Genomic DNA, 13,114 nt, shown 5'->3' on the forward strand with positions numbered 1-13,114 from the left:
CGCGAAACGTGCGCTCCACGCTAGGGTTGCGGAGCAGGAGGTGCTGCATGTCCGAGCTGTTCGACGCGGTCGACGCGCTCATCGCGTCCCGCTCCCCGCTGCCGCCCCCGGCGGAACGCAAGCGGCTGCGCCAGGCGCACGGTCTGACGCTGGACGAGGTGGCCGCCGCACTGCAGGTACGGCGGGCGACGGTCAGCGGCTGGGAGGCCGGCAAGACCGAGCCGCGGCCGCCGGAGCGCGACGCGTACGCCCGCCTGCTCAAGCAGCTCGCCCAGCTGTACCCCGCCAGCGCCCCTGTCCCCCCCGAGGAGACGGTGGTCCCCGAGACACCTGCCGTTCCGGCCGCTCCCGTGCCATCGGTGCCTGAACCGGCCGAAACCCGCACCGCGCCCCCAGGCCCGGCCACGGAAGACGCTCCCGGAAACACCGCACGCCGCCCCGTCGGCCCCGGGGCTGTACCGCGTCCGGCGGCCACGTCCGGGCCGACATCGCGACGCCCGGCCGCGCGCAAGGCCGCCCCCGCCGGCACCAGCGCGAACAACACCGATTCCCGGTTCGACAACGGCCCGCTCGCGGTCGTCGACGTCGACGCAGATGGCCAGGTGCTGGCGTACTGCGTCGGCGGGCTGGTCCTGGACGTGCCCGCCAAGTCGCTTCCGGCGCTGGTGGAGTGGACGCTCGACCAGGGGCGGCTCGGCCAGCCGAAGCTGTCCGGGCCGGGCAAGGACGCCGACCCGCTGGTCGTGCTGACCGGGGCCGCGTGTGAGCGCTACGGCCTGCCCGTCACGCTCACCGGGCAGGAGCGCCTGGCCGGGCGGCTGCCGGAAAGCCACAAGGTCATCAAGCAGCTGACCCGCGCCGACTGGCAGCTGACCAAGCGCGGGCTCGGACCGTGGGCACGGATCTACCGCCCCGCGCAGGGCGCGGAGCGATCCTGCGTGCAGTTGTGCATCCCGTCGTGGGACGCTCTCGACACCCGGCACTGGGCCAACGCCGGGCAGCTGCCGCCGGCGGACCTCGCCCGGCTGCTGGGCACCTACGCGGCCCGGGTGATGACGCCGCGCGGATCGACCGCCGTGACCGGTCTGGAGCTGATGACCGCACTGCACCCTCCGACCCGCGCGTCCGAGCCCGATGCCGACGGCCGACGGCACTCCGAGCACAACCCCGGCTCGCTGGGCAGGAACCCGGTGGACTGCGCGCCGTGCGAGGCCCCCGACGGCCACCCACTCCTGGCGAACCTGCCTCGCTTCCACCACCGCACCCCGGCTGAGGTCCTGGTGGAAGAGGCATACGACTGGGCGCGGCCGCTCACCGACGCCGAATGTCTTCGCCGCCACCTGGTGGGCATCGACGTGAACATGGCCTTCGCCGCCGGCGCCAACGGCCTCACCGTCGGTCTGGGCGCACCGAACCACGTCAAGAACCCCGTCTTCGACGCGAAACTGCCCGGCTCCTGGCTGGTCGACCTGAGCCACGTCGACCTCGCCCGCGTGAAACTCGCAAAAGAATGGACGGACTTGGACGGTGACCTGCTGCCCAGCCCGTTCACACCGAAAGGCGAACGCCCGACAGGGCCCGCCTGGTACGCCACGCCGACCGTGGCGTACGCGGTGGAGCTCGGCTACGAGGTGCGCCCGATCGAGGCATACGTCCGCCACGACAACGGCCGCTACCTGGACGCCTGGTACAACCGGCTGCGCGACGCCTACCTCGCCACGATGGCTGACCTCGGGGTGAGCGCGGACCTGCCGCCAAGGGAGTTCCTCGCCGCGATGGAGGGCTACCGGCAGCGTGACCCTCAACTGGCGATCGTGGTGTCCGCGATCAAGGCGACCGTGAAGGGCGGCATCGGCAAGCTGCGCGAGCGCCCCCGCGGAGAGGGCTGGAAGCCCGGTCAGTCGTGGCGGGCCCTGGCCCGGCCCACCTGGCGCCCGGACATCCGTGCCGCCGTCATCTCCCGGACCCGGGTCAACATGCACCGCAAGATCGTCAAGCACGCCGCCTTCACCGGGCAGTACCCGGTGGCCGTCCTCTCGGACTGCGCCGTCTACGCATCCGACGGCCCGTCGCCACTGGACTTCCTGCCCTACCGGGACGACAAGCCGCTGCCGGGCGGCTTCAAACTGGGAGTGAACCCCGGGCTGGTCAAGCACGAGGGCACCCAGAGCGTGCTGTGGGGCGAGGGCGTACGGGAACAGTTCAACGCCCCCGAACTCAACCTCGCCCGCTACATCAAGGACGGCACCGTCACCGACCAGGACACCGGAGAGTAGGTAGAGCGCGATGAGCCTGTTCGGCAACGGCCTGGACGCCGCGGTGCACAAGGCATTCACCCGCCCCGCGCCCAAGAGCGCGCCCGCGCAGATGCGTTACCTGGTCAAGCAGCTCAAAGGCACCAAGGCGGTCGCCCAGATGCTGCGCATCTCCCAGCGGACCGTCGAACGCTACGTCAAAAATCAGATCAAAAAGCCCCGCCCCGACCTCGCCACCCGCCTCGACGCCGAGGTGAAGAAGCGGTGGCAGCCGCAGATCCGCGCCAAGGCGCGGCAGCAGGCAGCCACCACCAGCGGCATCATCATCGACACCCGCGCCCGGATCGGCTACACCGCCCCGATCGGCACAACGGACGAGGACCGGCTCCGGCACCTGACGGTAGCGCTGCCGCCCCACCACGCCGCCCGCCTCTTCAACGCCCAGGAGCAGGGAGCCACCGAACAGCAGCTTCAGCAGATCGCCGCCGAAGCCCTCAAAGAGGTGTACTTCCAGGACGGCGGCCGCCGGGCCGGCGACCTGGAGGAGGTCCGCTTCACCGACATCGAGCACGTCGAGTTCGACCTATGACCCAGCGTCGCCTGAGAGTCCTCTGATGGTCACCCCGGGCGGCGGGCCCTCTGCGGTCCCGTGGCCGGCCCTCACACGTGCGGCAAGTTGGTGGCCCAGCAAAACCGGTCTGCCCCGGGACCACCGCCGGTGATCTACTGCCGGTCGTGCCGTTGCTGATGCTGGACCTCGACAACACCCTGGTCGACCGGGACGCCGCCTTCCGCGACGCTGTCACCACACTTCTCGCCGAACACCGCCTGCCCGGCACCGACCTCACCTGCCTCGGCTATGACCGACCGGTACCGGGGCATGGTGCCCGCCACGGCCATCCACGCGAGAAGGCGTTCATCGAGTCCTACCGGGACGGCTCCTTCCCGTACGTCCTGATCGCGGCCGACCGCGTCTGAGCCCGGCCCGGTACAGCCGGGGCCCTCACCGGCGGCCCCGGCCTGCCGCCACGTCGAGCCGCCCCCCGTCCGCGAGTTGAGAGGATTCGCACGGAGCCGTTCGGCCGATGAGCCGCATGCGAGAATGTCGCCCGTGACCGGATCGCCTTCGTCGCCTGTCGTAGAGACCACGCCCCGTGACGGTCTGGGCCCACGCGCCGCCGCGATACTGGTGTTCGGGTCCTCGGCAGCGGTTCTGGTGGTCGAGATCGTCGCCCTGCGGCTGCTCGCTCCCTACCTGGGCCTGACCCTCGAGACCAGCACCTTGGTGATCGGCATCGCGCTCACAGCGATCGCCTTCGGCTCCTGGTTGGGCGGGCACATCGCGGACCAGGTCGATCCACGGCGGCTCATCGGCCCTTCGCTGGGAGTGTCCGGAGCGGTGGTGGCGCTCACCCCCGCGGTGTTGCGCACCACCGCGGAGTGGGCGCCGGCGGTGCTCTTGGTCATCGCGTCGCTGACCATCCTGGTGCCGGGGGCGCTGCTCTCCGCGGTGACGCCGTTCGTGACGAAGCTGCGTCTCACCAGCCTGGCGGAGACCGGCACGGTCGTCGGCCGGCTCTCGGGCATCGGCACCGTCGGCGCCATCGTCGGCACCGTGCTCACCGGCTTCGTCCTCGTGTCGCGGTTGTCGGTCAGCGGCATACTGCTCGGCCTGGGAGCACTGCTGGTGGCCGGCTCGGCGTGGGTCGAATGGCGAACGCGCGGGTGGCGCGGCACCCCAACCCTGGCACTCGTGGTCGCAGCCGGCGGCCTCGCCGCCACGGTCGCGCCCGGGGGCTGCGACGTGGAGACCAAGTACCACTGCGCGCGGGTCGTTTCGGACCCTGACGGGGGCGACGGGCGCACCCTCGTTCTGGACGGCCTGCGGCACTCCTACGTCGACATCGACGAGCCGACCCATCTGAGGTTCGAGTATGTGCGCGCCATCGCGTCGGTGGTCGATGCCGCCTTTCCGCAACGTGAGCCACTGGTCGCCCACCACCTGGGCGGCGGTGGACTCACCCTTCCCCGTTACCTTGCGGCCACCCGACCTGGAACGCGAAGCCTCGTCTCCGAGATCGATCGCGGGGTCGTGCGCATCAACCACGACCGACTCGGTCTGCGCTCGGAAGGCGGTATCGACGTACGCGTCGAGGACGGCAGGCTCGGCCTGCGGCAACTCGGCAGCGACAGCCGTGACCTCGTCGTCGGGGACGCCTTCGGGGGTGTCAGCGTGCCGTGGCACCTCACCACCGTGGAAGCGATGACGGATGTACGACGGGTGCTCAACGAAGAGGGCCTGTACGTTGCCAACCTCATCGATCACGGGGGTATGGACTTCGCACGCGCCGAAGTGGCCACCCTCGGCGAGACCTTCGAGCATGTCGCCCTCCTCGGCGAACCCGCCGATATCGGCCTGGGCCCGACCGCGGCATCCGACGGCGGCAATCTGGTGGCGCTCGCCTCCGATCAGCCGGTCGACCTCAGCGCGATCCAAAGGGCGCTAGACGCCCGGCGAACCGGCTGGAAGATCACCGCCGGCGAGGACCTCACGTCCTGGACCGGCGCTGCTCAAGTCCTCACCGACGATCACGCACCCGTGGACCAGCTCCTGCAGCCCTACAGCCCGCAGAGCGGCCAGTGACAGAGTGAGGGCCGCGGTGCCCGCACGGCCAGGGCGGGAGATGCCGACCGTCCGTGAGGCAACACGTCGAGGGCAAGGACTTCGGCGAGGTCGCACCGCACCCGAGGGGTTACTCGTGGCGTACCGGCGCTCATCGCCGCGCACCGGGGAAGGGCCGCCCAGGGCCGTACTCCTGCTGTCCGAAGGACGTCGCCGCGGGCGTACGAGATGTTCAAGGACAAGACGGACGGCTGCGTGCGCGCGGTCATCCGGCCGGGCGGCTGACGGCGGAGCCCCGTCGTACGCCACCCCGCCCGCCCATACGAGGTCGCGACTGACCGGGCCTATGGGACGCAGGTGGGCAGGACGGTGGTGAGTTGGGTCAGATGGTCGGGGCGGGCGCGGATTCCGGGCAGCCAGAGGAGCTGACCCTGATGTGTGACCTGGACCCAGATGCTGGTGTGCTGGTGGTTCTCGTCGGTGACGGTGACGCCGTTGGCGATGGTGCAGCGAGCTCGGAGGAGGTCGTGGTGCCAGACGCGGCGGGCGGAGTTGGTCGTCGTGTAGGGGCGATAGGGGTTGTAGGCCAGCGACAGGGCGCACGTGTGCGTGCGGGGTTCCTGGCATGCCTTCTCGACGTTGTGGACGACGACGCCGGCACTGCCGCCTGAGCTTGTGCTGCCCGCGGCGCCCTGCGCGGGCGTGGCGCCGGGACCGTCCTGCGGGGGGAGCAGAAGCAGCAGGGCTGCCGCGAGTGCGCTCGTGGCGACAGCCGTGAGGGCCGCTGTGACGACCCGACGCCGGGGCCACGGCCCGCGCAGCAGACGCCGGACGGTGAAGCGGGGGAAGGGTGAGGGACCGGCGGCTTCGACGTTGCCGGTGGAGGCTGACGTCTCCTGGCCGGTGGGGGTGGCTGCTTCCCACAATGCCCGGTACTCGGAGGGGTCTGCGCCCAAGGCCCGGCACAGGTCCGCAGGTCCGCTGCCGCCCGTTGTGCAAGCGGCGGATAGGTGGGTACCTGCGTTCGGCGGCCCGTCGACGACGGGTGTCCGAGCGGTGCGAGTGTGCGGAGTGGGGAGATCGAGGTGGGATTGCGCGAGGTGCGGAGCGCCCGGGCTTTTCGGGGCTGTGCCCGGATTCTGGGGGGCCGCTACCGGCTGGATGCGCTGATCGGTTCGGGCGGCTCGGCTGACGTGTACCGCGGGTTCGATCTGCGGCTGCGGCGGCCCGTTGCCGTGAAGGTCTTCCGCGCCGGTACCGGCTTCGACACGGAAGAGGCGTTCCGGAGCGAGGCTGTGATCCTGGCCCGGATGCACCACCCGCGACTGGTGACCGCCTTTGACGCCGGACACCATGACGGCGATGCCTTCCTGGTCATGCAGCTGATCGACGGACGTACCCTGAAATCCCGCATCGCCGAGGGCCCCCTGTCCTGCGAGGCGGCGGCCGCGCTCGGCGCGGCTTTGGCCGAGGCTCTGGCTCACGCCCATGGAGAGGGGATCGTCCATCGGGACGTCAAACCGTCCAACATCATCCTGGACTCCTCCGGCCGCCCCCATCTGACGGACTTCGGCATCTCCCGGCTGCTGGACGCGACCACCCGCACCGCCACCGGTACCCTGACCGGCACGGCGGCCTATCTCTCCCCAGAGCAGGTGCTGGGCCGGCCCGTCGGCCGGCCCGCCGACATCTACGCCCTCGGCCTGGTCCTCCTCGAAAGCCTCACCGGACGACTCGAATACGACGGCGGCCCTCTGGAAGCCGCCATAGCACGCCTGCACCGCCCGCCCGTTCTCCCGGATTTCCTGCCCGACGGCTTCGCCACCCTCCTTCGGGACATGACCGGCCTGGAAGAACAAGCTCGCCCCACGGCGGGCGACTGCGCCCAAGCCCTGACCCGTCTCTCCGGAACGAGCACGGCCAACCCTGCTGCATCCGTCACCCGGCCAGTGCTCAGCGCCATACCTCCCACAGCCGCGGATCACGCCGACCGCACACACCGGAGCCTGTCGCCCGCCGCGACAACACCCGGAAGCTCGAGCGGCTCAACAGGTCTCCCCGAGGGGGTGTCTTCGTCCGCTTCCCCACCCGGCCGCTTCCGAACGCGTGGGGCGGCGGCTGCACTGGCCGCCCTTCTCGCCGCCGGCCTCGTGCTGACCGACGGCTTCTCACACCATGACGGCGCAGGCGAAGCGGCCCCGTCCGCCCCTGACCCGGTCGCCCCTTCCAAGCCTCCGGAATCGGCCGCTCACAACGACGACACGTCTTCTGCGCCGGCGACCCCGCCTTCACGCAGCCCCTCTGTCTCGGCTCCGCCGCCGAGTGATGCCGCCCTCCTGCGCGCCGTCCATCCGCCCTCCGGCAGGTCACGGCCCACCACCCGCACCGCCTCCACGCCCCACACCGCGGAGCAGGCCGCGGCCGACGCGGTCGCGAAAGGCAGGGCAAAGGCTCCCGACCAACCGCCGGGGCAGGCCCGCACGAACCAGAAGGGCAAGAAGCCGGCACATGCCAAGTAAGGGGCAGGAAACGCCGAGGCGGCGGTCGTACACGTCACTGCCGGGCTCAGCGAGGCACCGGATCTTCGGAGACGGGCAGCGGTTCGGCGGTCTCCGGGACCAGCGCGCGGACGGAGGGGGTGGCGACCATGGCGAGGGTGGCGAGGAGGATGAGCGCGGCGGCCGCGTAGAGCGTGGCATGGAGGCCGAGCAGGAGTACGGCGGGTCCGGCCGTGAACTGGGCGAGCGGGAGGGCGAGGTAGGAGCCGAGGTCGTCGTAGGCGTAGACGCGGGCAAGGCGGCTTTCGGGGATCTGCTCGTTGAGGGTCGCGTACCAGGCGACGCCGGCCTGCTCGACGCCCACGCCCGCAACGAAGTTGGCCACGACCAGCACCCAGGTATACGGGGCGAGAGCGAGCAGCAGCGGGGTCATCGCCGTCAGGCCCATCAGCGCGCAGCCGACCAGGATCGCGCGCCGGGGCCGCCAGAGCAGCGACAGCACACCGCCGGCGACCGCGCCGAGTGAGGTCGCCGCGACGGCCAGGCCCCAGCCGGTGCGCCCGATCCCGGTGGTGTCGGCGACGGCCGGGCCGAGGACGGTGAACGAGGCGGTGTAACCGGCGTTGAGGAAGCAGAAGGCCACCACGATCACCCACACCCAGCTGCGGGAGGTGAACTCCTGCCAGCCGATGCGCAGTTCATGCACCAGGCCGGGGCTGGGGGCGGGTGGCGCGACCCGGACGCGGATCAGCGCGAAGGACGCGGCGGCGAGCGCGAAGCTGAGGGCGTCGACGGCCAGGCCCCAGCCGGGGCCGACCGCGGCGACCAGTACTCCGCCCAGTGAGGCGCCCGCGATCGTCGCGCTGCTGCCCGCGATCCGGGAGAGCGCGAGGGCGGCGCGGCGGGACTCGGCCGGCACGGTCTGCGGCAGCAGGGCCTGGGCGGCGGGCTGATAGCAGGAACTTGACGCCCCGTTGACCGCGGCGAGCACCATCAGCAGGGGGATGGCGGCGCTGTGGGTGAGGACCAGGGCGGCGATCAGCGCCTGGCTCGCGGCGCTGACCATGCTGCTGCCCACCAGCAGCGGGCCGCGCGGCAGCCGGTCCGCCAGCACCCCGCCGAACAGCAGGAAGAGAATGCTGGTGAGTGAGTGGGAGCCGACCACCAACCCCAGCGAGCCGACCGAGCCGGTCGCGTCGAGCACGGCGAACGCCAGGGCGATCGGGGCCACTCCGCTGCCGAGCAGGTTGGCCGTCGTACCGATGAAGAGGTGACGGAACGGGCGGTGGCGCAGAGGCGCCAGGGCGGCAGGCATGCGCCTGATCGTTGGTGCTGGGCGGCGCGCCCGTCAAAGGGTTATAGGACTGGCGCCCGTCCAGGTGTGCGGCTGCCCCTCGTGAGGGCATCGAGCGCCTCCGCCTCAAGTTCAGACATCGGACCGGCGGCCTGCTCTTCGGCCTAGGGTCGGATCATGTTCAAATCAGGGGTGGGGTTCCTCGCGTTGTTCGGGCTCGGCTGGTGGCTGCTGGGTTCGAGTGCATTCGACGGGTTGACGCGGCAGGTGCTGGTCGCAGGCGGCTGTGCCGTCATGGTGGGGCTGCTGCTTGCCGCACGCCGTTTCCTTCCCTCGTCGGCAGGGGGACCACTCCCCGTTGGCCGACGGAAGCGGTTCAACCAGATCAACGGAGTCCAGTGGCTGTTGATCATCGCCATCGCCGTGGTCTGCCGCCACGTCGGGGTGCCGGTGCTCATTCCCCCGCTGATCGCCGTTGTCGTCGGGCTCCACTTCCTGCCGTTGGCTGCGGTGTTCGAGCAGCCCCGGCTGCGCACACCGGCGGCCCTGCTGACCGCCTCCGGCGCGGCGGGCATGACGGTCTGGCTTACGAACGGCCCGGACGAGACCGTACGCCTCGTGGTGGGCCTTGCTTCTGCCCTCTCCCTGTGGGGCATGGCGCTGTGGACAGTCGCAGGGGTGGCGTCCGCTGCCGGGCAAGGCGCAGAAAGTGAGGGACCTGGCGGCTCGAACGCCTGGTCAGCGCGTGATGATGGCGGCCAATAGATGTTGCGGGTCAGGACGTTGGTGACGGCGCATAGTGGTGGGCAAGGTTGATGGCGAGGTCGCGGAGGTGAGCCCTGGCTTCGGTGGGGCTGTGTACAGTGATGGCGCTCCCGAACGGCAGTAGTGCTCGCACGTCCTCCAGATGCAGGAAGCGGATCGTTACCTTGTGGCCGGTGGGGGATTCTTCATGGTCGTCCCGGACGAGTCGTAGGCCAAAGATCCGTTGCGCTCGCTCGATCTGGGTCTGTTCGATGGTGGCGCTGACCTCTATCGCGTGGTTGTGTTCCCACTGATCAATGAGCGCTGCAGCGACGGTGGCCAGGGTCTGGTTCTCGCGGATCCGTCGTGGCTGGTCGACTTCTTTCCACGTCGTGATCCGTTGGAGTCGGTACATCCGCGGCACTCGGGCACAGTCGGCGACGAGATACCAGATGCCGGCCTTGGCGAACAGCCCGTAGGGATCCACGAGCAGGTCGCGTGGGCATGACTCGTGTGGGCTGTCGTACTCGATCTGTAGCTGCCGACCTCGCCGCACTGGGCCGATCAGCGAAGCCGGAGTCGTGCCGGAAGCCCGTGCCTGGAGCCAGGGACGGCTGTCCACGTGCACTACGTCGGTGAGCGGCAGGAGCTCATGACCTCGACGTGACTGTGTGGCGACGATCTTGGAGAGCGCGCGCTGGCTTTCGACCGATGCGTTGAGCTCCGCACGTTGCTTCTCGTCCAGCCCGGTGAGCGACAGATGATCGCGCTCGCCCGGTGTGAGTCGCGTGAGGTCGAGCCCGGACCCGGGCGGCATGGTCACGCCTCCGAGGCGGCCCCGTTGTGCGGTCACCGGCAGTCCGGCGTCGCGGAGCCAGTTCAGGTCTCGGGTGATGGTTCGAAGGGACACTCCGAGCGCTGAGGCAAGTTCCTGTGTGGTCACGGCATCCCTTGATTTGAGGAGCAGCATCAGGGTGAAGAAGCGATCTGGGGTCACACACCAATTTTTTCAGGAATTGCGACACGATGCGGCGCATATCCCGGTCAGGCTGGTGGATGCGTACCTACGATCTGTGAGAAGGAAAAACCATGACCACATCCGTCGTGTCCATCGTCTACGTGAACGACGCTCCCGCCGCAGCTCGTTTCTACGGCGACCTCCTCGGCATGAGCCCCTCGTTCGAGACTTCGGGATACATCACCTTCGACCTCGGGCCAGGCGCTGACCTCGGTCTGTGGTCTGGCCAGTTCGAGGATCTGTCGCCGGACGTCCCGCGCACCAGTGAGGTTTGCCTGGCCATCGACGGTGGACCCGACGAGCTCAACGCGACCTTTGAGCAGTGGAATTCCAATGGGGTCACGATCCTGCGCGAGCCTCATGATGCGGGGTTCGGGCTGACCTTCCTCGCAGCCGATCCTGACGGGAACCGTATCCGCGTCGCACTGCAGGGCTGAAAGGCCGCAATGCGGCAGGCGCGCACGATAGGTGTCGCGCCTGCCGTCGTCTGACTTCGAGAGGACGACGAGTGCCCCACGCGAATGCGCCCCTGCGCGTCGAGGGCCGTAGGCGGCTCGTGAAGCGGTGCCAGACACGTCCCATTGCCCACGTCGCCGCTGAGATGGGTTTCTCTCGCGCATGCTCCAGCAAGTGGGTAAATCGCTGGCGGCTACACGGTGATGCGGGATTGCACGACCGGCCGTCGAGCCCGCACCGGAGTCCGAACGCGACACCATCATGGGTCATCGAGCAGATCGAGTCCTGGCGCCGCGAGCACAAGTGATCCGCGCAACGGATCACCGACGAACTTGTGAGCATCGGTTTTGTGATCGACCGGCGGACTGTCAGTAGACACCTGCCCCGGCTCGGCCTCGGCAGACGCCGCTTCATCGACCCAGGCGGTGAGAGCAACCGGAAGCCGGGGAAGATCACCGCCCGCTGGCCCGGACACATGGTGCACCTGGATGTGAAGAAGGTCGGCCGGATCCCTGATGGCGGCGGGTGGCGGATCCACGGCCGGGACAGCGATCAGGCCAAGGTCGCTAGTCGGGCGAAGTCGGCCGGGGCGAAGCGTGGCTACGTCTACCTGCACTCCGTCGTCGATGGTTCCTCGCGGCTCGCCTACACAGAACCGCTGGGCGATGAGAAGGGCGCGACGGCTGCTGCTTTCCTCGCCCGGGCGAAGGTCTGGTTCGCCGCCCACGGCATCAACCACATCCACCGGGTCGTCACCGACAATGGCGCTTGCCACCACTCCGGCGACTTCGCCCGCATCGTCGGGCAAGGCACCCGGCATCAGAGAACCAAGCCATACACACCTCGGCACAACGGGAAGGTGGAGCGCTACCAGCGCATCATGGCCGAGGAAGTCCTCTACGCCCGCGAGTTCACCAGCGAGGACGCCCGGTCAGCCGCGATCGCAGTGTGGAACATCCACTACAACTACCACCGACCGCATAGTGCTGCCGCCGGAAAGCCGCCGGCAGCACGCCTCCGCGAGAGCGTCACCAACCTCGAGCCCTCATACAACTAGAGCCCCCAGCAGGCCCAGCCCGGACAATCCGACGGTGAGCGGGACCCGGCCGACCCCTCGTCTATGCTTCCCGAGCGGTTCGGCCTGCGTGGCTACCTGTGGTGGTACTTCATCGCCGTGTTCCTGCGCCATCCGCGGCGGGTGTTCGATGGCGAGGTGTTGGCGCTCTGGTTGACGGGTTCGGAGGGATGCGATCATGGGTGGGTCATGTTCGTTCGCCCGTGAGGTGATTTCTTGAGGAAGGTGGCACTGCGTCCTCACGCACTGTTGCCTCGGCAGTACGACCACCAGAAGGTTCTGGCGACCACCGTGGACGCCTGGGGCCGGACTCTCTGGTTGATCTGCCCTGATGCGGAACTCCGCCCGAGTTCGTTCGGCAGGCCCCACCCTCAGCCTCGAAGCTGTCCGTATGACGCGCTTCTGGTCATCGACAACGGCGGCGCAGTCCGCGAACGCCCCCTGCGCAACGTGAGCTTGCGGGTGACCCATATCGATGCGCTGCCCAACGGCCGGTTCGTTGTGCAGGGGCACAGTGCCGCAGGGGACCAGAACGCGCAGATCTACGGGATGGACGGGCGACGCCGCCGCAGCTTCGTGATGGGGCGTGCGGTCGAGTACTTGATGGCAGACCGGCGCCACCATGTATGGAGTGCCTACTTCGACGAAGGCGTCTACATCGACCCGATCAGCGCCGCCGGCCTGGTCCGTTGGGACAGCGGCGGTAACCACCAATGGGAGTACACGCCTCCGAAGGGCGTCGAATACATCGATACGGTCTATGCCTTCAACGTCGACGACGGTGTCGCGTGGGCCAGCTACTACCCGACCTTCCCGCTGCTCGAAGTCCGGACCAACGGTGAGACCCGGCTACGGAGAACCCCTGTGGTCGCTCCCGCGGGTATGGCCGTGCACGGAGAACACATCACGATGCTGGGGGGCGATCGGCAACCGGACCGCCTGCACCGCTGCCTCCTGACAGAGGGCGAGGCCCTGCTGGTTGAGGAAGCCTGTCTCACTCTCCCCAACGGGGCACCGCTGAAGCGGTACGCAAGCCCCATAGGACGAGGCCGACATCTGTACCTGCGTGGCGGATCACCCAGACAGTGGTACGTGATGACTTCCTGACAGCGCTCTGCGGGATGGTTTCCCCGCAATACCGAGGAACGACT

General features: G+C 69.3%; 12 protein-coding genes and 1 pseudogene. 10 read left to right on the plus strand and 3 right to left on the minus strand.

From position 1 onward, the window contains the following. The first annotated feature begins 47 nt into the window (after window positions 1-47). The 4 genes from tap to IO24_RS0117580 all read left to right on the plus strand — a co-directional run bounded on the left by tap (window position 48) and on the right by IO24_RS0117580 (window position 4,899). Entirely contained in the window at window positions 48-2,276 is a 2,229-nt protein-coding gene (gene tap, locus IO24_RS0117565) for a telomere-associated protein Tap (protein WP_031136786.1), read from the plus strand. Between the two features lie 10 nt (window positions 2,277-2,286). After that, the gene (gene tpg, locus IO24_RS0117570; RefSeq protein WP_031136788.1) at window positions 2,287-2,844 is read left to right on the plus strand and encodes a telomere-protecting terminal protein Tpg; all 558 of its coding nucleotides are present in this window, start codon (window positions 2,287-2,289) and stop codon (window positions 2,842-2,844) included. Between the two features lie 146 nt (window positions 2,845-2,990). Continuing rightward, entirely contained in the window at window positions 2,991-3,233 is a 243-nt protein-coding gene (locus IO24_RS0117575; protein WP_031136790.1) for a hypothetical protein, read from the plus strand. Between the two features lie 133 nt (window positions 3,234-3,366). Beyond that, window positions 3,367-4,899 (plus strand): fused MFS/spermidine synthase, encoded by a 1,533-nt coding sequence (locus IO24_RS0117580; protein WP_031136791.1) that lies wholly within the window; start codon window positions 3,367-3,369, stop codon window positions 4,897-4,899. A 323-nt stretch (window positions 4,900-5,222) separates the two neighbouring features. Here IO24_RS0117580 and IO24_RS40730 read toward each other — a convergent pair whose 3' ends face one another. Continuing rightward, on the minus strand, window positions 5,223-5,834 hold the full coding sequence (locus tag IO24_RS40730; RefSeq protein WP_157851263.1) for a hypothetical protein: 612 nt from the start codon (window positions 5,832-5,834) through the stop codon (window positions 5,223-5,225). Window positions 5,835-5,963: 129 nt separating this feature from the next. Between IO24_RS40730 and IO24_RS0117590 the strand changes: the two genes are divergently transcribed. Beyond that, window positions 5,964-7,397, plus strand: coding sequence for a serine/threonine protein kinase (locus IO24_RS0117590; protein WP_031136794.1), 1,434 nt, complete (start codon window positions 5,964-5,966; stop codon window positions 7,395-7,397). Between the two features lie 46 nt (window positions 7,398-7,443). Here IO24_RS0117590 and IO24_RS0117595 read toward each other — a convergent pair whose 3' ends face one another. After that, window positions 7,444-8,691, minus strand: coding sequence for an MFS transporter (locus IO24_RS0117595; RefSeq protein ID WP_031136796.1), 1,248 nt, complete (start codon window positions 8,689-8,691; stop codon window positions 7,444-7,446). A 156-nt stretch (window positions 8,692-8,847) separates the two neighbouring features. Between IO24_RS0117595 and IO24_RS42090 the strand changes: the two genes are divergently transcribed. Continuing rightward, window positions 8,848-9,435 (plus strand): hypothetical protein, encoded by a 588-nt coding sequence (locus IO24_RS42090; RefSeq protein WP_045296379.1) that lies wholly within the window; start codon window positions 8,848-8,850, stop codon window positions 9,433-9,435. 10 nt (window positions 9,436-9,445) lie between these two features. Here the strand turns inward: IO24_RS42090 and IO24_RS0117605 are convergent, their stop codons facing one another. Then, on the minus strand, window positions 9,446-10,411 hold the full coding sequence (locus IO24_RS0117605) for a helix-turn-helix transcriptional regulator (protein ID WP_031136801.1): 966 nt from the start codon (window positions 10,409-10,411) through the stop codon (window positions 9,446-9,448). 92 nt (window positions 10,412-10,503) lie between these two features. Here IO24_RS0117605 and IO24_RS0117610 point away from each other — a divergent pair, with 92 nt between their 5' ends. The 4 genes and pseudogenes from IO24_RS0117610 (at window position 10,504) to IO24_RS0117625 (ending at window position 13,070) form a co-directional block, all read left to right on the plus strand. Further along, the gene (locus IO24_RS0117610) at window positions 10,504-10,869 is read left to right on the plus strand and encodes a VOC family protein (RefSeq protein ID WP_031136802.1); all 366 of its coding nucleotides are present in this window, start codon (window positions 10,504-10,506) and stop codon (window positions 10,867-10,869) included. Between the two features lie 71 nt (window positions 10,870-10,940). Next, a pseudogene (locus tag IO24_RS40740) lies at window positions 10,941-11,945 on the plus strand (IS481 family transposase). A gap of 63 nt (window positions 11,946-12,008) precedes the next feature. Beyond that, window positions 12,009-12,170, plus strand: a complete 162-nt coding sequence (locus tag IO24_RS45195) for a hypothetical protein (RefSeq protein ID WP_157851264.1) — start codon at window positions 12,009-12,011, stop codon at window positions 12,168-12,170. A gap of 18 nt (window positions 12,171-12,188) precedes the next feature. Beyond that, a complete protein-coding gene (locus IO24_RS0117625; protein ID WP_234335248.1) occupies window positions 12,189-13,070 on the plus strand; it encodes a hypothetical protein in 882 nt (293 codons plus the stop codon). Window positions 13,071-13,114: the final 44 nt, after the last annotated feature.

Source organism: Streptomyces flavovariabilis (genome assembly GCF_000725785.1).
GTDB lineage: Bacteria > Actinomycetota > Actinomycetes > Streptomycetales > Streptomycetaceae > Streptomyces > Streptomyces hawaiiensis.